Raw genomic sequence first — 25,683 nt, 5'->3', positions numbered from 1 at the left:
GGCCTCGATAAGGCCCACATGGTTTCAAGGGGAGCAACAAAATGATCAAACGCAATCTGCTGGTTATGGGCCTTGCCGTACTGCTGAGCGCTTGCGGCTTCCAGCTGCGCGGCACCGGCACCAATGACCTGACGATCAAGGAACTGGACGTCAGCGCTCGCGACGCCTACAGCGAAACAGTGACCCAGCTGCGCCAGGTCCTGGAAAACAGCGGCGTGCACGTCTACACCGGCGCGACCTACAAGCTGTTCCTGGCTAACGAGAAAGAAACCCAGCGCAACCTGAGCTACGCCAGCGCCGGGCGCGCGTCCGATATCGAACTGAGCACCGTGCTCAGTTTTGAAATCCAGGGCCGCGATCGCCTGCCCTTGATGAATGACGACATTCAGGTGCAGAAGATTGTCAGCCACGATGGTAACAATCTGGTGGGTTCGGACTCCGAAATCATCCAGGTGCGCAAGGAGATGCGTCGCGAGCTGGTGCAACGCATGGTCCTGCGCCTGTCGCTGCTGACTCCGCAACAACTCGAAACCTTGCAGCAACGCGCTGACGACAAGGCCAAGGCCGATGCCGACGCGCTGAAAGCAGCGAAAGAGTACGAAGACAACACGCCGAAACAATCGCCTGTTGAAGTACCTGTCGAGTAAGCCAGACGGGGCGCCCCAGGCGCCCCGTTCACCCTGCCTATGAAACTCGCCCCCGCCCAACTCGCCAAACACCTGCAAGGTGGCCTCGCGCCTGTCTACATCGTCAGCGGTGATGACCCGCTGCTGTGCCAGGAAGCCGCCGACGCCATCCGTACCGCCGCACGCCAGCAGGGCTTCGATGAACGCCAGGTATTCAGCGCCGACGCCAGTTTCGACTGGGGCACGCTGCTGCAAGCCGGTGCAAGCATGTCGCTGTTCGCCGAAAAACGCCTGCTGGAGCTGCGCCTGCCTTCGGGCAAGCCCGGCGATAAGGGCGCGGCGGCACTGATGGAATACTGCTCGCGGCCCGCCGAAGACACGGTGTTGCTGATCAGCTTGCCCAAGCTCGACGGCAGCGCGCAGAAGACCAAGTGGGGCAAGGCCCTGGTGGAGGGGGCGCAGACCCAGTTCATCCAGATCTGGCCAGTGGACAGCAATCAGTTGCCGCAATGGATTCGCCAGCGCCTGTCCCAGGCGGGGCTGTCCGCGACACAGGATGCAGTGGAGCTGATCGCCGCGCGGGTCGAAGGCAACTTGCTTGCCGCCGCCCAGGAGATCGAAAAGCTCAAGCTGATGGCCGAAGACGGGCAGATTACCGTCGAGACCGTCCAAGGCGCAGTAGCAGACAGTGCACGTTTTGACGTGTTCGGGCTGGTGGATGCGATCCTCAACGGCGAGCCCGCCCATGCCCTGCGCATGCTCGAAGGCCTGCGCGGCGAAGGGGTGGAGCCACCGGTGATTCTCTGGGCCCTGGCCCGGGAGCTACGGGTATTGGCCAATATTGCCCTGCAATACAGCCAGGGCACGCCGCTGGACAAGTGCTTCAGCCAGGCTCGGCCACCGGTGTGGGACAAGCGCAAACCCCTTATGAGCAAAGCCCTGCAACGGCACTCGGCGCAACGCTGGGCGCAGCTGTTGCTGGAGGCGCAGCGCATTGATGCACAGATCAAGGGCCAGGCGGCGGGTTCACCGTGGATGAGCCTCAGCCGTTTGTCGCTGTTGATGGCCGGTCAGCGCCTGACATTACCAGCGGAATAACCCTAGTTTCCACACACCACAGAACCAATGTGGGAGGGGGCTTGCTCCCGATGGCGGCGCTGAAGTCGACACATGTATTGACTGAAACACCATCATCGGGGGCAAGCCCCCTTCCACACTTTTGATTGCGTTTACAATTCATGGGCTTTACAGCGGCCTGACTTCGGCAGATTATTTGCGCCGCATCCCCCCCATCAAGAGCATCGACCATGAGCAAAAAGCCATCCAAGCATGGCCCCAACAAGGCCAAATCCACCATCGCCCAGCCACTGTTCCGCAGCCGTCAGGAACGCGCCGGCAAGGGCAAAGGCAGCTACCGCCGCGAAGCCTTCCAGTCTAATAGCTGGGAGGCTTCTTACTTTCTGGCTGCCTGAAGGCAAGCGCCCCTCTGGCATGATAAGGTCTGTGCCTGATTTGTAATTCCTGGACCTGTGCATGCCCTCTTGTCTTTCCCGTCGTTGGCACCTTCGCCAATTGATCGCTGCCTCCAGCCTCATTCTGCTTGTCGCCTGCGCGGAAAAACCCACCGCCGCCGATGCCCAACCCTTGCCGAAGCTCCAGACCGCACCCGTGGTAGCACCTGCCGTCGTGGCCCCCCTGGCCGTGGACAATCTCGACATCCAACCGACCCAGACCTTTGCTGAATGGCAGGCTGGCTTTCGCGCGCAAGCCCTGCAGGCCGGCATCACGGCCGACGTTTTCGACACTGCATTCGCCAATGTCACCCCCGATATGGCGGTGATCCGCGCCGACCGCAGCCAGCCGGAGTTTTCCCGACCGGTGTGGGAATACCTCGACGGCGCCCTGTCGCCGCTGCGCGTACGTAATGGCCAGGCGTTGCTGGTCAAGTACGCCGACATCCTGCAAAGCATCGAGCAGCGTTATGGTGTCGACCGCCAGGCGCTGGTCTCGGTGTGGGGCATGGAGAGTAACTTCGGCCAGTTCCAGGGCAACAACTCGGTGATCCGCTCCCTGGCGACCCTGGCCTATGAAGGCCGCCGCCCGGCCTTTGCCCAGGCGCAATTGCTCGCGGCGTTGCAGATCATCCAGCACGGCGACATCGCCGCCGACCAGATGAAGGGCTCCTGGGCCGGGGCCATGGGCCAGACCCAATTCATTCCGACCACTTACAACACCCACGCGGTGGACTTCGATGGCGACGGTCGCCGCGACATCTGGAACAGCCCGGCCGACGCCCTCGCGTCCACCGCGCACTACCTGCAAAGCTCCGGTTGGCAGAAAGGCCAGCCGTGGGGCTTTGAAGTCAAGCAATTGCCGGCGAACTTCGACTACACCCTGGCTGACGGCGGCGTGCGCAAGAGCATTGCCGATTGGATGAAACTGGGCATTCAGCTGCCACCGGGCGCGAGTATGCCGCCGAACGTCGACCAACTGTCCGCCGCCCTGCTGCTACCGGCAGGCTACCGTGGCCCGGCGTTCCTGGTGCTGGATAACTTCCGCGCGATCCTCAAGTACAACAACTCGTCGTCCTATGCACTGGCAGTGGGTCTGTTGTCGGAGCGCTTTGGCGGCGGTGGTGTGATTCGTGGCGATTGGCCAAAGGATGAACTGCCACTGAGCCGTTCCCAGCGCATTGACCTGCAGACGGCGCTGAGCGCCAATGGCTACGACGCCGGCAACCCGGATGGGATTATTGGCGCAAACACGCGCAAGGCGATTCGGGCGGCGCAGCAGACGCTGGGCTGGCCGGCGGATGGGTATCCGACGGTGAAATTGCTGGAGTCGCTGCAAAACCGATAGATCCGCGTATGGCGACTACCGCAATCGGGTGCTTGCCCCCGATTGCGGTGTCTCAAACGCCAACAGACTCAGGACCTGAGCACCACATCCTGCTCCAACACCACCCGCTGCTCCCCCGCATCCAACCGTACCAATGCGCCCATCGGCAGCGTCAGGTTCGGATCGCAATGCCCGCTGCGCCAGCCGGCCAGTACCGGTATGCGCAACGGCTCGAACGTCTGCTTCAGCAGGCGCTCCAGCGCAACGTTATCCACACCCGCCACATCCCCTGCCAGCACACCCGCGACCTGCGCCAACTTGCCCGCCAGACGCAGGTGGGTCAGCAGACGGTCAATGCGGTAGATCGGCTCATTGACGTCTTCGATAAACAGGATGATGCCTTCAGCGTCGATTTCGTAAGGCGTCCCCATGACCGCCGCAATCATCGACAGGTTACCCCCCAGCAAGCGCCCACGGGCAATGCCAGGCTCAATCGTGGTCAGCGGGTACGCCACCGGGTGCGCCAGCACACTGCCGGCGCCCAGCTGGCCGCGCAGAAGGCCGAACAATGATGACTCGGTAGGTTGTTGCTTGCCGCCGAGCAGGTCGGCATTGAGCATCGGCCCGTGGAAGGTCACGAAACCGGCGTAGCGGTTGATCGCCAGATGCAACGCGGTGATGTCGCTGTAACCCACCAACGGCTTGGGATTGGCCCGCAGCAGGTCGAAGTCCAGCGCGTCGAGCAGCCGTGGTGTGCCGTAACCACCGCGCAGACAGAAGATAGCGTCGATGTGCGGATCGGCAAAAGCCGCGTGCAGGTCACGCAGGCGCACTGCATCGCTGCCGGCGAGGTAGCCGTCGCGTTCATAGACTCCGGGGAAAATTCGCAGATCGTAGCCGCGCGTACGCATCCATTGGCCGGCCTTTTCAACGTCCAGCACGGCGGGGCCGGCGGGGGCGATCAGGGCGATGGTGCCTTCAGAACGAAGGGCTGGAACGGCTGCAGTCATACACAACTCTCCCTAACTAACGCAGAACGAAATGTGGGAGGGGGCTTGCCCCCGATAGCGGTGGATCAGCCAGCACATGTAGCGACTGACATACCGCAATCGGGGGCAAGCCCCCTCCCACACTGGATCTAAACCCCTATCAGGAAACCAGGCTAGCCTTGACCAGCTTGGCCTGCTCGTCGGCGTGGTACGAAGAGCGTACCAAAGGGCCCGAGGCGACGTTCTTGAAGCCCATCTTGTAACCTTCTTCGGCGAACCAGGCGAAGGTGTCCGGGTGCACAAAACGCTGCACCGGCAAGTGGCTGCGCGACGGTTGCAGGTACTGGCCCAGGGTCAGCATGTCGATGTCGTGTTCGCGCATGCGCTTCATGACTTCGATCACTTCTTCATCGGTCTCGCCCAGGCCCAGCATCAAGCCGGATTTGGTCGGGATGTGCGGCATCATCTGCTTGAATTTCTGCAGCAGGGTCAGCGACCACTGGTAGTCCGAACCTGGACGCGCGGCCTTGTACAGGCGTGGCACGGTTTCCAGGTTATGGTTGAACACATCCGGCGGCTCGGCAGCGGTGATTTCCAGCGCGACGTCCATACGGCCACGGTAGTCCGGCACCAGGGTCTCGAGCATCACGTTCGGCGACAATTTGCGGATTTCGCGGATGCAGTCGGCAAAGTGCTGGGCACCGCCGTCGCGCAGGTCGTCACGGTCAACCGAGGTGATCACCACGTATTTGAGTTTCAGGTCGGCGATGGCGATGGCCAGGCTTTCCGGTTCGTTGACGTCCAGTGGCTTCGGCCGGCCATGGCCGACGTCGCAGAACGGGCAACGACGGGTGCAGATGTCACCCATGATCATGAAGGTGGCGGTGCCGCCGGAGAAGCATTCGCCCAAGTTCGGGCAGGACGCCTCTTCGCACACGCTGTGCAGCTTGTGTTTGCGCAGCAAGGCCTTGATACGGTCGACTTCCGGCGAAACCGGGATGCGCACGCGGATCCAGTCGGGCTTTTTCGGCAACTCGGTGGTCGGGATGATCTTGACCGGGATGCGTGCAACCTTCTCGGCGCCGCGCAGCTTGACGCCGGCTTCCACCTTGGCACGCGGGGCCGGGGCCGGACGCTCGGTGATGTCCAGCGTCGGGATCATGGTTTGCACTGCATCAGTAGTCATAATCAGTCGATTCCGCCCGTGAGGGTCGTCTGCTCAGCATAGTCGAGGTGTTTGACGAGCTGCGCACGCAGCCGGGCACTTACCTCGGCAAATTTAATCGGTGTGGCGTGGTCGCTCAGTTGGGTCATCGCCAGCCCGGCATAACCGCACGGGTTAATCCGCCGGAACGGTGCCAGGTCCATGTCCACGTTCAGGGCCAGGCCATGAAAGGAACAACCGTGGCGAATGCGCAAACCGAGGGACGCGATTTTCGCGCCATCCACATACACACCGGGTGCATCGGGCTTGGCCGCGGCACTCACGCCGTAACTGGCCAACAGCTCGATCAGGCAAGCCTCCATACGGCTCACAAGGTCGCGCACGCCAAAACCCAGCTTGCGCACGTCCAGCAGCAGGTACGCCACCAGTTGACCGGGCCCATGGTAAGTCACTTGGCCACCTCGGTCGACCTGCACCACCGGAATATCCCCCGGCAGCAGCAGATGTTCGGCTTTGCCGGCCTGGCCCTGGGTGAACACCGGCGGGTGCTCCACCAGCCAGATTTCATCGGGTGCCGAAGTGCCGCGTTCATTCGTGAACCGCTGCATGGCATGCCAGACGGGCTCGTAGTCCATCCGGCCGAGCTCGCGAAAGCCCAGGACCTGTGACATCACAGCACCATGTGCACGAAGCCGGTGGCCCGCAGTTCGCTATTGATGTCGTAGAGCTGGTCTTGACCGGTCGCAACGATGTGCAACTGGATCGTGGTGTACTTACCGTTGGTGCTCGAACGCTCGTCCACCCGGTTGTCATTGATCGTCGCGTGTTTACGCACGATATCGAGAATCTTGTCTTTGTTGCCTACACCGGTATCGCTGATCACCTTGACGGGATAATCCGTCACTGGGAATTCGATCTTTGGCGCCTTTACTTCTTTATCGGTCATGGCAGAACGGCCTCGTAAGCGGTAAGCCGTGGCGACGGCAAAGCCCCGCGTCGGATCAACGCGGGGCTTTGCAGGTGCACACAATCAGTTGAACAAGCCGTAGAAGAATAGACGGATGCTATCCCACACGCGGCGGAAGATACCACCTTCGTCGACGGCGTCCAGCGCGATCAGGTCGGCGCTGTGTACCACCTTGTCGTCCAGCTTCACTTCGACTTTACCGATCACGTCGCCCTTGGCGATGGGTGCAACCAATTGCGGGTTCATGGTCATGCTGGCAGCGAGCTTTTTCAGCTGGCCTTTAGGCATGGTCAGGGTCAGGTCTTCAGCCAGGCCGGCCTTGACTTGCGAGGTCGCGCCTTTCCACACCGGCGCGGTCGCCAGTTCAGCACCCTTCTGGTAGAAGGTCTGGGTTTCGAAGAAGCGGAAACCGTAGGTCAGCAGTTTTTGCGTCTCGGCCGCACGGGCCTGCTCGCTGTTGGTGCCGAAGACTACGGCGATCAGGCGCTGGCCATCACGTACCGCAGACGACACCATGCAGTAGCCGGCTTCTTCGGTGTGGCCGGTTTTCAGGCCGTCGACGGTCTTGTCGCGCCACAGCAACAGGTTGCGGTTAGGCTGCTTGATGTTGTTCCAGAAGAACTCCTTCTGGGAGTAGATCGCATAGTGAACCGGGTCGATACGAATGATCGCGCGCGCCAGGATCGCCATGTCGTGAGCCGACGAATAGTGCTCAGGGTTTGGCAGGCCGGTGGGGTTCATGAAGTGGCTGTTGGTCATGCCCAGGTCGGCCACGGTTTTGTTCATCATGTCGGCGAATGCGTCTTCGCTGCCGGCGATGTGCTCGGCCAGGGCGACGCTGGCGTCGTTACCGGACTGGATGATGATGCCGTGCAGCAGGTCGCTGACGGTGACTTGCGAGCCCACCTTGATGAACATCCGCGAACCGCCGGTACGCCAGGCGTTTTCGCTGACGGTCACCGGGTCGTTTTCGCCGATCTGGCCGCGACGGATTTCCAGGGTCGCGATGTAGGCGGTCATCAGCTTGGTCAGGCTGGCCGGTGGCAGGCGCTGGTCACCGTTGCTCTCGACCAGCACGTTGCCACTGGCGGCATCCATGAGGACCCAGGACTTGGCAGCCAGTTGCGGTGAAGCCGGCACCATTTCAACCGCCCAGGCGGCCGGGGTGATGATCAGCGAGATAAGCAGGCACGTGCGTTTGGCTAAGGTGGTGATGTTCATCCGTCTCTCGAAATTGCTTATGGAAACTTGCCCTCGCGGGCAAAACTTATTCAGACAGCCCGCTACCAGACTGTCACGTGTTCGGTTGCACGCTCACCCCTTGCCCCTGGGTTTTTATTGTTCAACGAGCCAACAACCACGGCTCATACCCGCGCACGGACCTGAGCCATCAATCCTTTTTTATTCAGCGGTGACCACGCTGGGTTGCCCCAGGTTGGCCAGACGCACGCTGTTCTGCACTTGTGCAACCTCGCTCGGCGAACCGATCGGGCCCATACGCACACGGTGCAACGTTTGCTGGTTACGCACGATGGAGCTGATAAACACTGGCGCGCTGACCATGCTGCTGAGCTTGGACCTTAACAGTTCTGCCGCATCCGGGTTGGCGAAAGCGCCCACTTGCAGGTATTGCCCGCCCGCGACCGCGGCGCCTGGCGCCGCATGGGGCACGACCACGGTATCCGGTGCGTGCTGCTGCGGTGGCGGTGTCCACTGTTCGATCTTGCCGGTTGATGCCGTCACTTGCGGCTGCGCACTCTGGGGCTCGTTGAGCATCAACGGCGCTGGTTTGCCACGCTGGGCCCAGTACTGCGCCGGATCGATGCCTTCGACCTTGACCCGCGCGGTACCGATTTCGGCATAGCCGAGTTTTTTGGCGGCGGCGTAGGACAAGTCGATGATGCGATCCGAATAGAACGGTCCACGGTCGTTGACCCGCAGGATTACCGTGCGGTTGTTGTCCAGGTTGGTCACGCGGACATAGCTGGGCAGCGGCAGGGTCTTGTGGGCCGCGCTCATGCCGTACAGGTCGTAGACCTCGCCGTTAGCGGTGTTCTGACCGTGGAACTTGGTGCCATACCAGGACGCCGTGCCCGATTGCACGTAGGTCTTGGAGTCCTGCAACGGGAAGTAGGACTTGCCCAGCACCGTATAGGGGTTGGCCTTGTATGGACCGGTGTGCAGGGTCGGCGTGGCATCCGGGATCTTCGACACGTCGACATCCCACCACGGCGCGCCGTCTTTGTGCGCGCGGTTGATGTCCAGTCCTGGCTGGGAACGCACAGCCGTGCCGCCGGACTTCTGTACCGGGCCACGGCTGGTGGAACAACTGACGACGAGCAGGGACAACGCGGCGAACGCCACCAGCTTGAGCGGTTGATTGAACGGCGATGCCCGCATTACTTGTTGCCCCGTGCTTGGACCAGCATGTCTGACAGCTGATGCACGGCCATGGCGTACATCACACTGCGGTTATAACGCGTGATTGCGTAGAAATTCTTCAGGCCCATCCAGTATTCAGGGCCGTTTTCACCTTCGAGGCGGAACGCCGTCACCGGCATATCGTCGCGTGGCGCATTCTGACTCGACCAGCCCAGCGCCCGCAACTCCCCAACCGTCTTGGCCGGCTCGATGCCCTGGGTCAGGCCTTCATCGGCGTGCTCCCCGGTGACATCGGCGCGGATCACCACCGGCTCGCCACCGACCCAGCCATGGCGCTTGAAGTAGCTGGCCACACTGCCGATGGCATCGTCCGGGTTGCTCCAGATATTGATGTGCCCGTCGCCGTCGAAATCCACCGCGTAGGCGCGAAAGCTGCTCGGCATGAACTGCGGCAAGCCCATCGCACCGGCGTAGGAGCCTTTGAGGGTCAGCGGGTCGACCTGCTCTTCACGGGCCAACAGCAGGAATTCACGCAGTTCCTTGCGGAAAAAGTCGGCGCGCGGCGGGTAATCGAAGCCCAGGGTCGACAGGGCGTCGATCACCCGGTAACTGCCGGTATTGCGCCCGTAGAAGGTTTCAATGCCAATGATCGCAACGATGACCTGGGCCGGCACGCCGTATTCCTGCTCGGCACGGGCCAATACGGCCTCGTGCTGGCGCCAGAAGTCCACACCCCGGGCCACGCGGGCGTCGGTGAGGAACATAGGGCGATATTCACTCCACTGTTTCACGCGCTCAGCGGGGCGAGAGATAGCATCGAGGATCGCCTGCTTGCGCTGCGCTTCGCGAAACACGCCCATCAGCTGTTCACCGGCGAAACCGTAGTCGCGGGTCATTTCACCAACGAACTCGGCGACCTGGGGTGAGCCATCGTAGTCACCGGCCTGCGCCTCCTGCGTTGCGCCCAGCAGCCCAATCAGGCCCATCCAGGACGCATGCCGAGTCGCCCAGCCGCGCATTACTTGCATTGACATCTTCACCTTATTCAAACCTGTGCGATCCACTTGCGATGCGTATGAATCGACATCAAAACCCCAAACGCTGACAGCAATGTCACCAGCGAAGTTCCGCCGTAGCTAATGAACGGCAACGGCACCCCAACCACCGGCAGCAGGCCACTGACCATACCGATGTTGACGAAAACGTAAACAAAAAAAGTCATGGTCAGGCTGCCGGCGAGCAATTTGCCGAACAGCGTCTGCGCCTGCGCGGTAATCACCAGGCCACGACCAATCAATAACAAATAGATCAGCAACAACGCGCAAATGCCTACCAGGCCGAACTCTTCGCCCATCACCGCAATAATGAAGTCGGTGTGGCTCTCGGGCAAAAAGTCCAAATGCGACTGGGTGCCCAGCAGCCAGCCCTTGCCAAATACACCGCCGGAACCGATGGCGGCCTTCGACTGGATAATGTTCCAACCGGTGCCAAGCGGGTCGCTTTCGGGATCGAGGAAAGTCAGGATTCGCTGCTTCTGGTAGTCGTGCATAAAGAAGAACCACATGGCCACGGCCACCGGTACTGCCGCCGCCAGCACGCTGAGGATCCAGCGCCAGCGCAAGCCGCCCATGAACAGCACGAACGCACCGCCGGCCAGGATCAGCAGCGAGGTGCCGAGGTCAGGCTGGCGCACGATCAGAATGAACGGCACCCCGATCAGGATCAGGCTGATCCCCACATGCTTGAGCTGCGGCGGTAAGGTGCGCTTGGACAGGTACCAGGCGATAGTCGCCGGCATCAGGATCTTCATGAATTCCGACGGCTGGAAGCGAATCACCCCCGGAATGTTGATCCAGCGGGTCGCGCCCATGGCGTTGTGGCCCATGACGTCCACCACCACCAGCAGCAATACGCCGGCGACATAGCCGAGCGGCACCCAGCGCGCCATGAAACGCGGCTCCAGCTGGGCGATCACGACCATGGATAACAGGCCCAGGCCGAACGACGACGCCTGCTTGATCAGCAAGTCCCAGTTCTTGCCGCTGGCCGAATACAGCACGAACAGGCTGCCGGCCGCCAGGGTCAGCAGCAGGATCAGCAACGGACCATCAATGTGCATGCGCTGCAGCAGCGTGGCGCGACGACGCATCACATCCTCGCTGGAGAGGATGCGGTCAAAATTACTCTTCACTGGCCGTAACCTCTGGGGTTGAAGGGGGGCCGCCATATTCGGGCTTGAGCCTGCCGTCGTCGGCCAGCAACCAGGCGTCCATCACCTGGCGCACCACAGGCGCCGCCACACCGGAGCCGGACTCGCCGTTCTCGACCATCACCGCCACCACGATTTTCGGGTCGTCGGCCGGGGCAAAACCCACAAACAAGGCGTGGTCGCGGTGGCGTTCCTGGACCTTGGAGCGGTCGTATTTCTCGCCCTGCTTGATCGCGACCACCTGGGCGGTACCACTTTTGCCGGCGATACGGTATTGCGCACCGATCGCCGCCTTGCGCGCGGTACCGCGTGCGCCATGCATAACCTGCTGCATGCCGTGGTTGACCTTGGTCCAATCGGACGGGTCGCGCAGCACGATGTCGGGGATGGGGTTTTCATCCAAAGGCTTTTCGCCTTCGATGGTACGGGCCAGGTGCGGGCGGTTCCAGATGCCTTTGTTGGCCACCAGCGCCGTGGCCTGGGCCAGTTGCAAAGGCGTGGCCTGCATATAGCCCTGGCCGATGCCGAGGATCAGGGTTTCGCCCGGGAACCACGCCTGGCGGCGAGTCGCACGCTTCCACTCCCGCGATGGCATCAGGCCAGGGGATTCTTCGAACATATCCAGGGAGACTTTCTGACCGAGGCCGAACTTGCCCATGTAGGCGGACAAGCGGTCGATCCCCAGCTTGTGGGCCAGGTCGTAAAAATAGGTGTCGTTGGAACGCATGATCGCCGTATCCAGGTCGACATAGCCGTCACCGGTGCGGTTCCAGTTACGGTATTTGTGATCGTAGTTGGGCAGCATGTAGTAACCAGGGTCGTAGACCCGGCTCGATGCAGTCACCACTCCGGCGTCCAGGCCGGCAATCGCCACCGCTGGCTTGATGGTCGAACCCGGCGGGTACAGGCCGCGCAGTACGCGGTTGAACAGCGGCCGGTCGATGGAATCACGCAGCTCGGCGTAGGCCTTGAAGCTGATCCCGGTGACGAACAGGTTGGGATCGAAACTCGGCTGACTGACCATCGCCAGCACTTCGCCGGTCTTCGGGTCCAGCGCCACCACCGCGCCACGCCGGCCACCCAGTGCCATCTCGGCCGCTTCCTGCAGCTTGATGTCCAGGCTCAGCACAATGTCCTTGCCCGGCACCGGGTCGGTACGCTTGAGCACCCGCAGCACGCGGCCGCGAGCATTGGTCTCGACTTCTTCGTAACCCACCTGGCCGTGCAGCTCGGGCTCGTAGAAACGCTCGATGCCGGTCTTGCCGATATGGTGGGTGCCGCTGTAATTGACGGGATCGAGGCTTTTCAGCTCTTTCTCGTTGATCCGTCCCATGTAGCCGACGGAGTGGGCAAAGTGCGGCCCTTGGGGATAGTGGCGCACCAACTGTGCCACTACTTCCACTCCCGGCAGGCGGAACTGGTTCACCGCGATCCGCGCGATCTGCTCTTCGGTCAGCTCGAACAGGATCGGCACCGGCTCGAATGGCCGACGCCCCTGCTTCATGCGTTTCTCGAAGATCACCCGGTCTTCCGGGGTCAGTTGCAACACCTCGACGATCACATCGAGGACCTGCTGCCAATCACCGGAACGTTCGCGGGTCATGCTCAGGCTGAAGCTGGGCCGGTTATCCGCCACCACCACGCCATTGCGGTCGAAGATCAGCCCACGGGTCGGCGGAATCGGCTGCACATGCACCCGGTTGTTCTCCGACAGCGTGGAGTGATAGTCGTACTGGATCACCTGCAGGAAATACAGGCGCGCAATCAGCACCCCGATCAAACCCACCACCATAAAAGCGCCAAACACCACGCGCGCGCGTACTAGACGTGCGTCTTTCTCGTGGTCCTTGATGCGGATCGGCTGGGTCATCGGGAGGGGCGCAGATTATTTGTGGTAAGGGTGCCCGGACAGAACTGTCCAGGCGCGATACAGCTGTTCACCGATCAGGATCCTTACCAACGGGTGCGGCAGCGTCAGCGCCGACAGCGACCAGCGCTGGTCCGCCCGCGCGCAGACTTCCGGCGCCAGCCCTTCGGGGCCGCCGACCATGAAGTTGACGGTGCGCGAGTCCAGGCGCCAGCGATCCAGTTCCACCGCCAGCTGCTCGGTGCTCCAGGGCTTGCCGTGCACTTCGAGGGTGACGATGCGCTCGTTGGGACCGACCTTGGCCAGCATGGCTTCGCCTTCCTGACGGATAAAGCGCGCCACGTCGGCATTCTTGCCCCGGGTGTTGAGCGGTATCTCTACCAGTTCCAGCGACAGCTCGGCGGGCAGACGCTTGGCATACTCGTGCCAGCCTTCTTCCACCCACTTGGGCATGCGTGAACCGACAGCAATCAGACGCAGGCGCACAGCCGTTCCTTATTCCTGGTCTTTGTTGAGCTTGTCGAAGTGCGCGTGGCCCACTTCCGGGCTGTGGTGCTTGCCATCGGCGGCACGGCTCTGCTCGGCGCCTTTCCACAGACGCTCCAGGTCGTAGAACTGACGGGCGTTGGAAGTCATCATGTGAACGATTACGTCGTCCATGTCCAGCAGCACCCAGTCGCTGTCGCCCTTGCCTTCTTCACCCAGCGGCTTCACGCCTTGGGCTTTGACGGCTTCGCGAACCTTGTCCAGCATCGCGCCGATCTGGCGGTTGGAGGTACCGGTGGCGATGATCATGAAGTCGGTGATGCTCTGCTTGTCGCGCACGTCCAGGACCTGGATGTCCTGGGCCTTCACGTCTTCCAGGGCGGCAACGGCGACTTTTACCAGCTCTTCGCCAGCCAGTTCAGGGCCAACGTGGGCTTCAACCGGCAGCGGGGCGCTTTTGAACGTGCCTTTGCGTTTTACTTTGCTTACGTCTTTGTTCGTCATAAAAAACTCGTTTTGCTCGTATGTTCGGGCGCTCGCTGCACGACTGTTCGTGCGTTCAAGCGCGCCTTTTCAGTTCGACGCACGGTAAAGCCCGTGCGCATCGATGTAGGCCAGGACCGCGTCAGGCACCAGGAAACGTACCGACTTCCCGCTGGCCAGCAGTTGACGGATCTGGGTGGCAGACACCGCAAGCGGGGTTTGCCAGACGAATGCAATATTCCCGTTTGGCCCGGTCAGGGCCAAGGGGTCACTTACCGACCGCGCGGCCAGCAGGTTGCGCAAGGCATCCGGCGGTTCGCTGTCGGCATCCGGGCGTTGCAAAACCAGGATGTGGCAGTGCTGGAGGAGTTCCTCCCAGCGATGCCAAGAGGGCAGGCCGCAAAATGCGTCCCAGCCCAAAAGCAGAAACAACTGGTCATCCGCGGCCAACTCGGCGCGCATCAGCTCCAGGGTGTCGACAGTGTAGGACGGTTTATCGCGCTTGAGCTCACGATCGTCCACCACCAGCGGCGGTATGCCCTCTACGGCCAGGCGTACCATTTCCAGGCGCTGCTGCGGCGACACCTGCGGGGTATCGCGATGGGGCGGCCGGAAATTAGGGATCAGGCGCAGCTCATCCAACGCCAAGGCATCCGCGACTTCCAGGGCGCTGCGCAAATGGCCGATGTGCACGGGGTCGAAGGTACCGCCGAGCAGCCCGATGCGTTTAGCCATCAAGTGCGCACATGACCGTCGCCGAACACCACGTACTTCTCGCTGGTCAGGCCTTCCAGGCCAACCGGGCCGCGTGCGTGGAGCTTGTCGGTGGAGATGCCGATCTCCGCCCCCAGGCCATACTCGAAGCCGTCGGCAAAGCGCGTCGAGGCGTTGATCATCACCGAAGCGGAATCCACTTCTGTGAGGAAACGCCGGGCGTCGCTGAAATGCTCGGAAACAATGGCGTCGGTGTGCTTGGAGCCGTACTTGTTGATGTGTTCGATGGCCTGGTCCAGGTCGTCGACGATGCGGATCGACAGGATCGGCGCCGTGTACTCGGTGTACCAATCCTCTTCGGTGGCTTCGATCACGTCCGCGCCCAACAGGGCACGGGTGCGTTCGCAACCGCGCAGTTCCACACCCTTGTCACGGTAGATGGCAGCCAACGGCGGCAGCACGCGCTCGGCAATGCCGACGTGCACCAGCAGGGTTTCCATGGTGTTGCACGGCGCGTAGCGGTGGGTCTTGGCGTTGTCGGCAATGCGGATTGCCTTGTCGATGTCGGCGGCGATGTCGATGTACACGTGGCAGACGCCGTCCAGGTGCTTGATTACGGGCACCTTGGCATCGCGGCTGACGCGCTCGATCAGGCTCTTGCCACCGCGCGGTACGATCACGTCGACGAATTCCGGCAGGGTGATCAGCGCGCCGACAGCGGCACGGTCGGTGGTTTCGACCACTTGCACCACGTCGGCCGGCAACTCGGCCACGGCCAGGCCCTGCTGGATGCAGGCGGCAATGGCGCGGTTGGAATTGATCGCCTCGGAACCGCCACGCAGGATGGTGGCGTTACCCGACTTGAGGCACAGGCTCGCGGCGTCGATGGTCACGTTCGGGCGCGACTCATAGATGATGCCGATCACGCCCAGGGGCACGCGCATCTTGCCGACCTGGATACCGGACGGCAGGTAACGCATATCGCGGATTTCACCGATGGGGTCAGGCAGCTTGGCCACCTGACGCAAACCTTCGATCATGTCGTCGATGCGTGCCGGGGTCAGCGCCAGGCGGTCCAGCAGGGCGGGCTCGAGGCCATTGGCGCGGCCGTTGGCCAGGTCCAGTTCGTTGGCGGCAGTCAGCTCGGAGCGCGAAGCGTCCAGAGCATCGGCGGCGGCCAGCAGGGCACGGTTCTTCTGCGCGGTGCTCGCACGGGCGATCAACCGCGAGGCCTGACGGGCAGCGCGACCCAGGCGGGTCATGTAGTCAAGAACGGACTCAGTCATGGTCAGGGAGTCTTGGCAAAGAGGAAAGCGGCAGATTATAGCTGTGACGCCGCCCGACTGACAGCGGTGAGGGGCGGAAGGTCGAAATGAACTGTAAAAACCTGGGGTTCAGCCGTAATTAAGGTGGGAGTTGTTATTATTCCGTCACATTTAGCCGTATTAACCCCAGACCACCATGCCCAGTTCTTCGCCCCAACTCCCCGCCAGCGCCCTGCCCGACAGCTTCTTCGACCGTGATGCGCAAATACTCGCGCGAGATTTGCTCGGAAAAGTCATACGCCATCGTGTCGGCGATATCTGGCTTTCGGCGCGAATTATTGAAACCGAAGCCTATTACGTGGCCGAAAAAGGCAGCCACGCCTCACTTGGCTACACAGAAAAGCGTAAGGCTTTGTTTCTGGATGGTGGGCATATCTATATGTACTACGCCCGTGGCGGGGATTCGCTGAACTTCAGCGCTCAGGGGCCGGGCAATGCCGTGCTGATCAAATCGGCCTATCCATGGGTCGATGAAACCTCCGGGCCCGCCAGCCTGGCGCAGATGCTGCTGAACAACCCGAATGCCGATGGCAGCCCGCGCGCGTCGCAAAAGCTGTGTGCCGGCCAGACGTTGCTGTGCAAGGCGCTGGGCCTGAAGGTGCCGATGTGGGATGCCAAGCGCTTTGATCAAGAATTGCTCTATGTGGAAGACGTCGGCCAGACACCGACGCACATCATCCAGACCACCCGATTGGGCATCCCCAGCGGCCGTGACGAGCACTTGATGTACCGCTTCGTCGATGCCGGCTATGCGCCCTATTGCACGCGGAACCCACTGCGCCGGGGCCAGGTCGAAGGCCGCGACTACTTTTTGATTTGAATCTGTGGCGTTGGAGTGAAGATTTATGGGCCAGTGGCTCGATAGCATTACCGGCTGGCTGACCCTCAACCCGCAATGGCTGGCGGCGGCGGTGTTTATCGTCGCGTGCGTGGAATGCCTGGCCATTGCCGGACTGATCGTGCCGGGCACGGTGTTGCTGTTTGCCATTGCGGCACTGGCTGGCAGCGGCGCCTTGTCCCTGAGTGAAACCCTGCTGATGGGGTTCCTGGGAGGCTTGTTGGGCGACGGGGTTTCCTACTTCCTGGGGCGACACTTCCATCAGAACATCCGCCGCCTGCCCGGCCTGCGCCACCACCCGGAATGGATGAACGGCGCGGAAACCTACTTCCACAAATACGGCATCGCCAGCCTGCTGGTGGGCCGCTTCATCGGGCCATTGCGGCCGATGCTGCCGATGGTCGCCGGGATGTGCGACATGCCGTTCCCGCGTTTCGCCCTGGTCAGCCTGCTGGCAGCAGCGGGTTGGTCGGTCGCCTACCTGCTGCCGGGCTGGGCGACCGGCGCTGCGTTCCGCTTGCCATTGCCGGAAGGGTTCTGGCCTGAGGCGGGGGTTGTTACAGCCTGCCTGGCGGTCATGCTGGGGCTGAGTCTGAACACCAGCGTGCGCGGCCATCGTCGCGCGACCTTGTGGATAGGTTGCGCCAGCCTGACGTTGTTGATCGCCCTGTTTATCGGCTATACCCACCTGGACGACTTCGACCACGGCCTGAGTGCGCTGGTGCAGGAGCATCGCAGCCCCTGGCTGGACCAGACCATGGTGATGGTGACCCAGTTGGGCGAGTTCAAGAAAATGTTCTTCGCCAGCGCCGTATTCACGGGTCTGCTGCTACTGGCGCGGCAATGGCGTCATGCCGTGTTTGTCGGTGCAACTCTGGCCGGGGCGGCGGTGATCAATACCGGGACCAAACTGTTTTTCGCCCGCGGCCGCCCGGAAATCCTCACCGACCCATTGACCAGCTTCAGCATGCCCAGCGGCCACGCCTCTGGTGCGTTTGCGTTTTTTCTGGCGTTGGCGGTGCTGGCCGGTCGCGGACAACCCACGCGCCTGCGCCTGACCTGGATGCTGCTGGGCTGTATTCCTGCGGCCTTCATCGCGCTGTCACGGGTCTACCTCGGCGCCCATTGGCCCACCGACATCCTGGCTGGCACGCTGCTGGCAATGACCGTCTGTGCATTCAGCCTCACCGTCTGCCAGTACCGCAGCCCATTGCCGCCGATGCCGCAGAAGGCCTGGTGGCTGGTATTACCCGCCGTGGTGGCGGTGCTCGGTTTCATTGCCTTTACCGGCACCCCCCACGCGCTGCTCAGGTACGCCTACTGATCCTGGGCCGGGCCGAGCCAATCAACTGGCGCGGCGCGGCGTTCAATACACCGCTCGCGTCGCTCCAGCAACATCTCATCAGCTATTTCCGCGGCGCGTTCAGCGATGTATTCCGGACCGCGCTTGGCGTCCAACCGCAGCAATTGCGCGGCAATACTGCCAAAAAAAGCGTCCCAGGCTGCCTGCTCCGATTGCACTAGCCGAATCATGTTCATCCCCGATCATTGTTGAGTGATCGGCGACTATTTCAGCCCACGCACCGGGAGCAACGAAGAAACATCTGAAAGTGGTGCAGGACTGATCCGAAACTCAGGTGAACAACTCACCCTGAAGTTCATCGAGCAGCATCTGGATCGCATCCAGCCGCTGCTGCGGGTCGTCGAGTTGCAGCAGGTCGATCTTGTCGGCCTCGGTGAACGGCAACAGATAAGCCAGTTGATTGCCCAAGGCTTGCTGGCCATCGGCATGGGTGCCCATGTCCAGCGACGCGACCATCGGATGTTCGGCCAGGGCCTGGAGCAAAGCCAGCAGGTCGGCATCCTCTTCTTCCAGCGCCTGGTCCGGCAGTTCTTCCAGCCATTGCACCTCGGCTATCAGCAACTGGTCCTTCTGCACACCGGCGTCACGCACGCGGAAGCGCCGCCCGCCTTCGACGCGAATCCCCAGCAGGCCGTTGTCCTGCTGCCTGAAGTCGCGAATCAACGCTTCGCAGCCGATCAGCGCATAGCCATCCGGGGCCATGCCCACCTCCTTGCCATCGAGGATGCACACCACGCCGAAGCTTTCGCCCATTTTCATGCAGCGGCTGATCATGTCCAGGTAGCGCGCCTCGAACAGTTGCAGGTCGAGGGTGCAGCCAGGGAACAGCACGGTATTGAGGGGGAACAGCGCCAGACTCATAAAGGCTTCCTTAAACCCGGTTTAAACAATCACTGACACGGCCAGCGGCAGGAATACCGCTGTGGCTACGCCCATCAGACTCATGGCCAGCGCCGCAAAGGCGCCACACTCTTCGCTTTCCTGCAGGGCCACCGAGGTGCCGACGGCGTGGGCAGTCATGCCCAGCGCCATGCCGCGCGCCTCGGGACTGTACACCCCAAGACGCGAGAGTAACGCCGGGCCAACCATCGCGCCCACCACCCCGGTGATCAGCACAAACACTGCCGCCAAGGCTGCCACACCGCCGATCTGCTCGGCCACCAGCATGGCAATCGGCGATGTCACCGACTTCGGTGCCATGGTCATCAACATCCTGTGTTCGGCGCCAAACCACCAACCCAGCAGTACGCACAGGCCGGTGGCCAGCACGCCGCCTATCACCAGCGTAGTAAAAATCGGCCAGAACAATTGGCGAATGCGGCGCAGATTGAGATAAAGCGGCACGGCCAGCGCGACGGTGGCCGGGCCCAGCAAAATCCCCATGATCTCCGTGCTCTTGCGGTACTCGGCGTAGCTCAGGCCGCACGTGAGCAACACGCCGATCACCAGCAGCATGGAGACCAGCACCGGTTGCAGGAAAATCCAGCGGGTTTTCTCAAAACCCGCCAGCACCAGCTGATAGGCACCCAGGGTGATACCGATACCGAACAGCGGGTGATGAATCACAGCCGTCCACGCGCCGTGCCAGTCGAAAATCATTGATCCTTCTCCTTGCGCTTGACCATGCGTTCCATCAACAACCCGACAAAGCCCATGGCGATCACCAGCGACAACACCAGTGCACCGACGATGGCCCAGAAATCAGCGGCAATATCCTTGGCATACACCATCACCCCCACCGCCGGCGGTACCAGCAGCAACGGCAAGTAGCGCAACAAGCTACTGGCCGCCAGGCTCAGGGGCTCGCCGACTTCGCCACGCCAGATCAGGAAACCGAGCATCAACAACAGGCCGATGATCGGCCCCGGCAGTACCGGCACCAGCAAATGATTGATCGCCGTGCCGATCAATTGAAACAGCACCAGCCATGTCAGACCGCGTAACAGCATCCGTTCTCTCCCCCTCAAGACCCACCCGCATTATAAGCATGCCCGCCCTATGCCCCGGCATTCGCCAAAAGCATGGTGGGTTGACCGGGCTGGATGCCCATGATGATCTACATTGGTTCTCTGTAACCCCAAAAAACAGAACCGATGAACCAAGGAGAGACGCAATGCCCTATGTACCCGTAGCGCAGCTCAAAGACTATGTCGGCAAGGAACTGGGACGTTCCGAATGGCTCACCATCGACCAGGCGCGCATCAACCTGTTCGCCGAAGCCACCGGCGATCATCAGTTCATCCACGTCGACCCGGTCAAGGCCGCGCAAACCCCGTTCGGCAGCACCATCGCCCACGGTTTCCTGTCGCTGTCACTGATGCCCAAGCTGATGGAAGACATCCTGATCGTGCCCGAAGGCCTGAAGATGGCGGTCAACTACGGCCTGGACAGCGTGCGTTTCATCCAGCCGGTGAAGGTCAATTCCAAGGTGCGCCTGAACGTGACCCTCACCGATGTCACCGAGAAAAAGCCCGGCCAGTGGTTGCTCAAGGCCACCGCTACCCTGGAAATCGATGGCCAGGAAAAACCCGCTTACGTTGCCGAGTCGTTGTCGCTCTACTTCGTGTAAGCCCATCCCTGTGGCGAGCCACTGAAACTCGCCACAGGGTATGTAAATTTATGTATGAAACTCGCAGCTGCGGCATACTCGGCGCTCAAATATCCGGATCCCGCTATGCGCCCACTCGCCCCCCTTGCCCTTGCCCTGTTGCTCACCGCTTGCGGAGACGGCGAATCGCTGTTGCCGCCCGATGCGCGCCTGCCCGATGGCGGCCGTTACCGGGGCGATGTGGTCAATGGTTTGCTGCAAGGCCAGGGGCGCGTGGATTACCCCAACGGCAGCTGGTACGCCGGGCAGTTCGACAAAGGCCAGTGGCACGGCCAGGGCGAATGGCATGGCAGCAACGGCGAAATCTATAAAGGCCAGTTCCAGCAAGGCCTGTTCGACGGCCAGGGCAGCCTGACCACAGCCGGCAGCCACTATGTGGGCGGGTTCAAGAACGGTCGGCGCAACGGCGAAGGCACCCTCAAAGAAGGGCAGATGACCTATCGCGGCGAATTCAAGGACGACCAGTATTCCGGCCTCGGCCGCCTGGAACTGGCCGACGGCAGCCAGTATCAGGGCCAGTTCGCCCACGGCAAGCCGAACGGCGAAGGCCAGCGCAATGACGACAGCGGCAACCAGTTCAGTGGCCACTTCGTCGACGGCCAGTTGGAGGGCAACGGTACCTTCAACAGCGCGGACGGCGACATCTATGTCGGCCAGTTCAAACAGAACCAACTCAACGGCAAGGGCCGTTATGAAAACGCCGATGGCGACGTGTGGATCGGCCAGTTCAAGGAAGGCGCACTCAGCGGCAAGGGCGAGTTGATCGGCGTCGACGGCAGCCATTACGTCGGCCAGTTCAGCGATTGGCGCTTTACCGGCGAAGGCCGCCTGAACCTGACCGACGGCAGCTTCTACATTGGTGGCTTCGACAGCGACAACTATCAAGGCCGCGGCACCCTGGTACTCACCGACGGCACCGTACAGGCCGGCACGTGGGTCAACGGCATGCGCGTGCGTGATGCCGACGGCAAGCTGTTGCCCGATCCGCTGGAAATCGGCGTACTGGCCCAGGGCCGTTTGCTCGACGCCGCCCTCGCCGCCGTGCCTGCATCCACCCCAGCAGTGGAGCTGTACACCCTGGCCGTGGCCGGCGACGGCAAACAGAGCGTGTTCCTGCGCGAAGCCGATTACGTCAGCAATATGCTCGCCACCCGCTTCGGCGCACGTGGGCAGATCCGCCTGGTCAACCACCGCGACCATATCGCCGACCGGCCACTGGCCACCCGCGAAAGCCTGCGCCGTGCCGTGCAAACCCTGGCCGAGCGCACCGGCCCGGAAGACCTGGTGTTTATCTACCTGACCAGCCACGGCACCCACGAACACGAGCTGGTGCTGGACCAACCACGCATGGAACTGGCCGATCTGCCCGCCGATGAGCTGGCCGCCGTGCTCGCGCCGCTGAAAAACCGCGACAAGATCGTCGTGATTTCAGCTTGCTACTCCGGCGGCTTCATCCCCGTGCTCAAAGACGAACGCACCCTGATCATGACCGCCTCGCGCGCCGACCGCGTGTCCTTCGGTTGCTCCGAAGAAGCCGACTTCACCTACTTCGGCGACGCCCTCTTCGCCCAAGCCTTCAACCAGACCGACGATTTGCAGCAAGCCTTCAAGCTGGCGCAGTTGCATGTGAGCGAACGCGAACAGGCAGACAACTTCGAAGCGTCCGAACCGCAGATCTGGGCCCCCAAAGGCGTGATCGCCCATTGGCAATTATTACGCAAGCAGCAGGCACGAAAGGCGCTGGAAAGCGTCTCAATGAATAGCAAGGAAGCCAAAGGCAACTAAGCTGTAACGTGTAACAAGGGGGAAACACCATGTACCTGACACCTCAGCATATCCTGCTCGCCGGCGCCTCTGGCCTCACCGGCGAACACCTGCTCGATCGCCTGCTCAACGAACCCACCGTGACCCGTGTACTTGCACCCAGCCGCAAACCGCTGGCCGAGCACCCGCACCTGGAAAACCCGGTGGGCGACCCAGCGGTGTTCCTGCCGCAACTGAGCGGCCAGGTGGATATTGCCTTCTGCTGCCTGGGCACCACCATCAAGAAAGCCGGTTCCGAAGAGGCTTTTCGTGCCGTCGACCTGGATATGGTCGTAGCCTTTGCCAAGCGAGCGCGGGAGATGGGCGCGCGGCACCTGATCGTAATCAGTGCAATTGGCGCCGACCCGAAATCCTCGGTGTTCTACAACCGGGTCAAAGGCGAAATGGAACAGGCGCTCAAGGCCCAGGACTGGCCGCAGCTGACCATCGTGCGGCCTTCGTTGCTGTTGGGGGAACGGCTGGAGCCGCGCTTGGCCGAGCAATTGGCCGGGCCGCTGTCACGCCTGATCCCAGGCAAATACCACGGCATTGAAGTCTGCGAACTGGCACGGGCCATGTGGCGCCTGGCGCTGGAAGAGCAGGACGGGGTGCGGGTGGTGGAGTCGGACGAACTGCGCAAGCTCGGTAAATAAGGCCGAACACAAAGCAAAAATGTGGGAGGGGGCAAGCCCCTCCCACATTGGTTTTGTGATGCGTTTAAAATCCGGGCTAGAGCCCGCCAGTCGCATTAAACCCTACCCCCAGCACCGTCAACACTGACAGCGGCAATAACAGCGTGTCGAGCAACGCGCTGGCTGGCAGGTCGACGCCGGGATAGCTGGGCGCCTCGGCACCGAACCGGTCCTTGGCGCAGCAACCTCCGTTCATTGCATACAAATCCAACCGCGTGCCGGCATACACCACCGGCGCGCCGGGCTGCGCGGCGTCCAGGGTACGTACGGTGGCGCAGCCGGCCAGTTGCAGCGCCAGTATCACCAACAGTGCCTTATTCATCGCTGCTCAAATGATGTTCGCCCCAACGCGGCAGCATGTCCTGAGGGATATTCAACAGGTTGAGAATGCGCGCCACCACGAAATCCACCAGGTCATCGATGGTCTGCGGCTGGTGATAGAAGCCGGGCGACGCTGGCAGGATAGTCACCCCCAGGTTCGACAGCTTGAGCATGTGTTCCAGATGAATGCTCGAGTACGGCGCCTCACGCGGCACCAGGATCAACTGGCGGCGCTCCTTCAGCGTCACGTCGGCGGCGCGTTCAATCAGGTTGTTGCAAGCGCCCGTGGCAATCGCCGACAACGTCCCCGTGGAGCACGGCACCACCACCATTGCCGCCGGCGCGCCAGAACCCGATGCCACCGGCGACATCCAGTCTTCCTTGCCATAGACCTTGATCTGCCCCGCCGCCGCACCGGTGTACTCGGTGAGAAAGGCTTGCATCATCTGCACCTTGGGGGGCAGCGCGACATCAGTCTCGGTGGCCATCACCAACTGCGCGGCCTTGGAGATCAGGAAGTGCACCTCACGATCCTCACGCACCAGGCAATCCAGCAGGCGCAAGCCATACGGCGCGCCGGATGCGCCGGTCATCGCCAGGGTGACGCGTTCCGGGCCACTCATTTCAGCGCCTCGGCCAGTTTGCCGTGCAAGCCGCCGAAGCCGCCGTTGCTCATGACCACCACATGGGCGCCAGGCTTGGCCTGGTGCTTGACGAACTCAATGATGCCCTCGATGGAATCACAGACTTTCGACGGCACCGTGCACTGCGCCGCAATCGCCGGCAGGTCCCAGCCAAGATTGGCCGGTGCGTACCACACCGCCTGGTCGGCATCGTTAACGCTTTCCGGCAGGCCGTCGCGGTGGGCGCCGAGCTTCATGGAGTTGGAGCGCGGCTCGACGATCGCGATTACCTGGGCATCACCGACACGCTTGCGCAGGCCGTCCAGCGTGGTAGCAATCGCAGTCGGGTGGTGGGCAAAGTCGTCGTAGATGGTAATCCCATTCACCTCGGCGACTTTCTCCATGCGTCGCTTCACACTCTTGAATGCACTCAGCGCCGCGATGCCCATGGACGGCACCACGCCCACATGGCGCGCGGCGGCCAGGGTGACCAGGGCGTTGGCAACGTTGTGCTGGCCGGTCATGTCCCAATCGACAATGCCTTGGGCCTCGCCTTCAAACAGCACTTCAAACCTGGAACCGTCTTCACTGAGCAACTTGACCTGCCATTGCCCACCCGCCCCGGTGGTTTGCACCGGGGTCCAGCAACCCATCTCGATCACACGCTGCAAAGCTGGCTCGGTGGTCGGGTGGATGACCAGGCCTTCGCTGGGAATGGTGCGCACCAAATGGTGGAACTGTCGCTCGATGGCCGCCAAATCTGGAAAGATATCGGCGTGATCGAACTCGAGGTTGTTGAGGATCGCCGTGCGCGGACGGTAGTGGACGAACTTGGAGCGCTTGTCGAAAAAGGCGCTGTCGTATTCGTCGGCTTCAATCACGAAGAAAGGCGTATCGCCCAGACGCGCGGAGACCGAGAAGTTCTGTGGCACGCCGCCGATCAGGAAGCCCGGGCTCATGCCCGCGTGCTCCAGCACCCAGGCCAGCATGCTGCTGGTGGTGGTCTTGCCATGGGTGCCGGCAACGGCCAAGACCCAGCGACCTTGCAGCACATGGTCGGCCAGCCATTGCGGGCCGGACACGTAAGGCAAACCTTTGTTGAGTACGTACTCGACGGCCGGATTGCCACGGGACATGGCATTGCCGATCACCACCAGGTCCGGCACCGGGTCGAATTGCGCCGGGTCGTAACCCTGGGTCAACTCAATACCCTGAGCCTCCAGTTGCGTGCTCATGGGCGGGTAAACATTGGCATCGGAGCCCGTTACATGATGGCCCAGCTCTTTGGCCAGAACCGCCATCGAACCCATGAAAGTGCCGCAGATACCAAGAATATGAATGTGCATAGTCGACCTCGTAAACATCGAGGCAGGTTAGCGCAGGG

General features: G+C 61.9%; 29 protein-coding genes. 9 read left to right on the top strand and 20 right to left on the bottom strand.

Features of this window, described 5'->3' with window-relative positions; genetic code table 11:
* Positions 1 to 41: 41 nt before the first annotated feature.
* The 4 genes from lptE to M2397_RS25795 all read left to right on the top strand — a co-directional run bounded on the left by lptE (position 42) and on the right by M2397_RS25795 (position 3,485).
* Positions 42 to 647: an LPS assembly lipoprotein LptE gene (gene lptE / locus M2397_RS25810; protein ID WP_259244715.1), complete on the top strand. Its 606-nt coding sequence runs from the start codon at positions 42 to 44 to the stop codon at positions 645 to 647.
* 39 nt (positions 648 to 686) lie between these two features.
* Positions 687 to 1,724, top strand: a complete 1,038-nt coding sequence (gene holA, locus M2397_RS25805; RefSeq protein WP_131700100.1) for a DNA polymerase III subunit delta — start codon at positions 687 to 689, stop codon at positions 1,722 to 1,724.
* A 209-nt stretch (positions 1,725 to 1,933) separates the two neighbouring features.
* Positions 1,934 to 2,098, top strand: coding sequence for an alternative ribosome rescue factor ArfA (gene arfA / locus M2397_RS25800; protein ID WP_145336732.1), 165 nt, complete (start codon positions 1,934 to 1,936; stop codon positions 2,096 to 2,098).
* A gap of 61 nt (positions 2,099 to 2,159) precedes the next feature.
* The gene (locus M2397_RS25795; RefSeq protein ID WP_167656550.1) at positions 2,160 to 3,485 is read left to right on the top strand and encodes a lytic murein transglycosylase; all 1,326 of its coding nucleotides are present in this window, start codon (positions 2,160 to 2,162) and stop codon (positions 3,483 to 3,485) included.
* A 68-nt stretch (positions 3,486 to 3,553) separates the two neighbouring features.
* On the opposite strand, the gene M2397_RS25790 is transcribed toward M2397_RS25795, so the two are convergent.
* From M2397_RS25790 to M2397_RS25730, 13 genes are all read right to left on the bottom strand, one after another.
* Positions 3,554 to 4,474, bottom strand: coding sequence for an LD-carboxypeptidase (locus M2397_RS25790; RefSeq protein WP_259244714.1), 921 nt, complete (start codon positions 4,472 to 4,474; stop codon positions 3,554 to 3,556).
* A 139-nt stretch (positions 4,475 to 4,613) separates the two neighbouring features.
* Positions 4,614 to 5,615, bottom strand: a complete 1,002-nt coding sequence (gene lipA, locus M2397_RS25785) for a lipoyl synthase (protein WP_057444888.1) — start codon at positions 5,613 to 5,615, stop codon at positions 4,614 to 4,616.
* A gap of 26 nt (positions 5,616 to 5,641) precedes the next feature.
* Positions 5,642 to 6,289: a lipoyl(octanoyl) transferase LipB gene (gene lipB / locus M2397_RS25780; protein ID WP_027605241.1), complete on the bottom strand. Its 648-nt coding sequence runs from the start codon at positions 6,287 to 6,289 to the stop codon at positions 5,642 to 5,644.
* Positions 6,289 to 6,564, bottom strand: coding sequence for a DUF493 domain-containing protein (locus M2397_RS25775; RefSeq protein ID WP_017848340.1), 276 nt, complete (start codon positions 6,562 to 6,564; stop codon positions 6,289 to 6,291). Before M2397_RS25775 ends, lipB begins: the two co-directional genes overlap by 1 nt.
* Positions 6,565 to 6,648: 84 nt before the next feature.
* The gene (locus tag M2397_RS25770) at positions 6,649 to 7,806 is read right to left on the bottom strand and encodes a D-alanyl-D-alanine carboxypeptidase family protein (RefSeq protein ID WP_131700097.1); all 1,158 of its coding nucleotides are present in this window, start codon (positions 7,804 to 7,806) and stop codon (positions 6,649 to 6,651) included.
* A 180-nt stretch (positions 7,807 to 7,986) separates the two neighbouring features.
* Positions 7,987 to 8,985 (bottom strand): septal ring lytic transglycosylase RlpA family protein, encoded by a 999-nt coding sequence (locus M2397_RS25765; protein ID WP_092488466.1) that lies wholly within the window; start codon positions 8,983 to 8,985, stop codon positions 7,987 to 7,989.
* Positions 8,985 to 9,995: a lytic murein transglycosylase B gene (gene mltB / locus M2397_RS25760; RefSeq protein ID WP_131700096.1), complete on the bottom strand. Its 1,011-nt coding sequence runs from the start codon at positions 9,993 to 9,995 to the stop codon at positions 8,985 to 8,987. The genes M2397_RS25765 and mltB overlap by 1 nt, the downstream gene beginning before the upstream one ends.
* A gap of 17 nt (positions 9,996 to 10,012) precedes the next feature.
* Positions 10,013 to 11,116, bottom strand: a complete 1,104-nt coding sequence (rodA, locus tag M2397_RS25755; RefSeq protein ID WP_050442794.1) for a rod shape-determining protein RodA — start codon at positions 11,114 to 11,116, stop codon at positions 10,013 to 10,015.
* Positions 11,117 to 11,147: 31 nt separating this feature from the next.
* Positions 11,148 to 13,046 carry a penicillin-binding protein 2 gene (mrdA, locus tag M2397_RS25750; protein ID WP_145336738.1) on the bottom strand — a complete coding sequence of 633 codons (1,899 nt, stop codon included), beginning with the start codon at positions 13,044 to 13,046 and terminating at the stop codon, positions 11,148 to 11,150.
* 15 nt (positions 13,047 to 13,061) lie between these two features.
* On the bottom strand, positions 13,062 to 13,529 hold the full coding sequence (gene rlmH, locus M2397_RS25745) for a 23S rRNA (pseudouridine(1915)-N(3))-methyltransferase RlmH (protein WP_003176297.1): 468 nt from the start codon (positions 13,527 to 13,529) through the stop codon (positions 13,062 to 13,064).
* Positions 13,530 to 13,538: 9 nt separating this feature from the next.
* On the bottom strand, positions 13,539 to 14,033 hold the full coding sequence (gene rsfS, locus M2397_RS25740) for a ribosome silencing factor (protein WP_003176298.1): 495 nt from the start codon (positions 14,031 to 14,033) through the stop codon (positions 13,539 to 13,541).
* A gap of 69 nt (positions 14,034 to 14,102) precedes the next feature.
* Positions 14,103 to 14,747, bottom strand: coding sequence for a nicotinate-nucleotide adenylyltransferase (gene nadD / locus M2397_RS25735; RefSeq protein ID WP_065910068.1), 645 nt, complete (start codon positions 14,745 to 14,747; stop codon positions 14,103 to 14,105).
* The gene (locus M2397_RS25730) at positions 14,747 to 16,012 is read right to left on the bottom strand and encodes a glutamate-5-semialdehyde dehydrogenase (protein WP_131700094.1); all 1,266 of its coding nucleotides are present in this window, start codon (positions 16,010 to 16,012) and stop codon (positions 14,747 to 14,749) included. Before M2397_RS25730 ends, nadD begins: the two co-directional genes overlap by 1 nt.
* A 175-nt stretch (positions 16,013 to 16,187) precedes the next feature.
* Here M2397_RS25730 and M2397_RS25725 point away from each other — a divergent pair, with 175 nt between their 5' ends.
* Together M2397_RS25725 and M2397_RS25720 are read left to right on the top strand one after the other, a co-directional pair.
* The gene (locus tag M2397_RS25725; protein ID WP_131700093.1) at positions 16,188 to 16,871 is read left to right on the top strand and encodes a DNA-3-methyladenine glycosylase; all 684 of its coding nucleotides are present in this window, start codon (positions 16,188 to 16,190) and stop codon (positions 16,869 to 16,871) included.
* 25 nt (positions 16,872 to 16,896) lie between these two features.
* Positions 16,897 to 18,213, top strand: coding sequence for a bifunctional DedA family/phosphatase PAP2 family protein (locus M2397_RS25720; protein ID WP_131700092.1), 1,317 nt, complete (start codon positions 16,897 to 16,899; stop codon positions 18,211 to 18,213).
* Here M2397_RS25720 and M2397_RS25715 read toward each other — a convergent pair.
* The 4 genes from M2397_RS25715 to M2397_RS25700 form a co-directional block, all read right to left on the bottom strand.
* Positions 18,207 to 18,422 (bottom strand): hypothetical protein, encoded by a 216-nt coding sequence (locus M2397_RS25715; RefSeq protein ID WP_131700091.1) that lies wholly within the window; start codon positions 18,420 to 18,422, stop codon positions 18,207 to 18,209. The two genes, M2397_RS25720 and M2397_RS25715, sit on opposite strands and share 7 nt — an antisense overlap.
* Before the next feature lie 100 nt (positions 18,423 to 18,522).
* Positions 18,523 to 19,113: an LON peptidase substrate-binding domain-containing protein gene (locus tag M2397_RS25710; RefSeq protein ID WP_259244713.1), complete on the bottom strand. Its 591-nt coding sequence runs from the start codon at positions 19,111 to 19,113 to the stop codon at positions 18,523 to 18,525.
* 21 nt (positions 19,114 to 19,134) lie between these two features.
* Entirely contained in the window at positions 19,135 to 19,851 is a 717-nt protein-coding gene (locus M2397_RS25705) for an LrgB family protein (RefSeq protein WP_184746293.1), read from the bottom strand.
* On the bottom strand, positions 19,848 to 20,201 hold the full coding sequence (locus tag M2397_RS25700) for a CidA/LrgA family protein (protein WP_131700088.1): 354 nt from the start codon (positions 20,199 to 20,201) through the stop codon (positions 19,848 to 19,850). Before M2397_RS25700 ends, M2397_RS25705 begins: the two co-directional genes overlap by 4 nt.
* A gap of 164 nt (positions 20,202 to 20,365) precedes the next feature.
* Between M2397_RS25700 and M2397_RS25695 the strand changes: the two genes are divergently transcribed.
* The 3 genes from M2397_RS25695 (at position 20,366) to M2397_RS25685 (ending at position 23,316) form a co-directional block, all read left to right on the top strand.
* A complete protein-coding gene (locus M2397_RS25695) occupies positions 20,366 to 20,821 on the top strand; it encodes a MaoC family dehydratase (RefSeq protein WP_027605226.1) in 456 nt (151 codons plus the stop codon).
* Between the two features lie 105 nt (positions 20,822 to 20,926).
* Positions 20,927 to 22,645, top strand: coding sequence for a C13 family peptidase (locus M2397_RS25690; RefSeq protein ID WP_131700087.1), 1,719 nt, complete (start codon positions 20,927 to 20,929; stop codon positions 22,643 to 22,645).
* 29 nt (positions 22,646 to 22,674) lie between these two features.
* The gene (locus tag M2397_RS25685; protein ID WP_027605224.1) at positions 22,675 to 23,316 is read left to right on the top strand and encodes an oxidoreductase; all 642 of its coding nucleotides are present in this window, start codon (positions 22,675 to 22,677) and stop codon (positions 23,314 to 23,316) included.
* 76 nt (positions 23,317 to 23,392) lie between these two features.
* Here the strand turns inward: M2397_RS25685 and M2397_RS25680 are convergent, their stop codons facing one another.
* Genes M2397_RS25680 through mpl form a run of 3 tightly spaced genes read right to left on the bottom strand, consistent with a single transcriptional unit; the run spans position 23,393 to position 25,645 of the window.
* A complete protein-coding gene (locus M2397_RS25680; RefSeq protein ID WP_131700086.1) occupies positions 23,393 to 23,677 on the bottom strand; it encodes a YceK/YidQ family lipoprotein in 285 nt (94 codons plus the stop codon).
* Positions 23,670 to 24,299 (bottom strand): flavin prenyltransferase UbiX, encoded by a 630-nt coding sequence (gene ubiX / locus M2397_RS25675; RefSeq protein ID WP_131700085.1) that lies wholly within the window; start codon positions 24,297 to 24,299, stop codon positions 23,670 to 23,672. Before ubiX ends, M2397_RS25680 begins: the two co-directional genes overlap by 8 nt.
* Complete coding sequence (mpl, locus tag M2397_RS25670; protein ID WP_184746289.1) at positions 24,296 to 25,645, bottom strand: UDP-N-acetylmuramate:L-alanyl-gamma-D-glutamyl-meso-diaminopimelate ligase; 1,350 nt, start codon at positions 25,643 to 25,645, stop codon at positions 24,296 to 24,298. Before mpl ends, ubiX begins: the two co-directional genes overlap by 4 nt.
* Between the last annotated feature and the right edge of the window lie 38 nt (positions 25,646 to 25,683).

It is taken from the genome of Pseudomonas sp. BIGb0381 (genome assembly GCF_024809815.1).
GTDB lineage: Bacteria > Pseudomonadota > Gammaproteobacteria > Pseudomonadales > Pseudomonadaceae > Aquipseudomonas.
The sequence above is the reverse complement of the archived record's forward strand: the minus strand, read 5'-3'. Positions and strand labels throughout refer to the sequence as shown.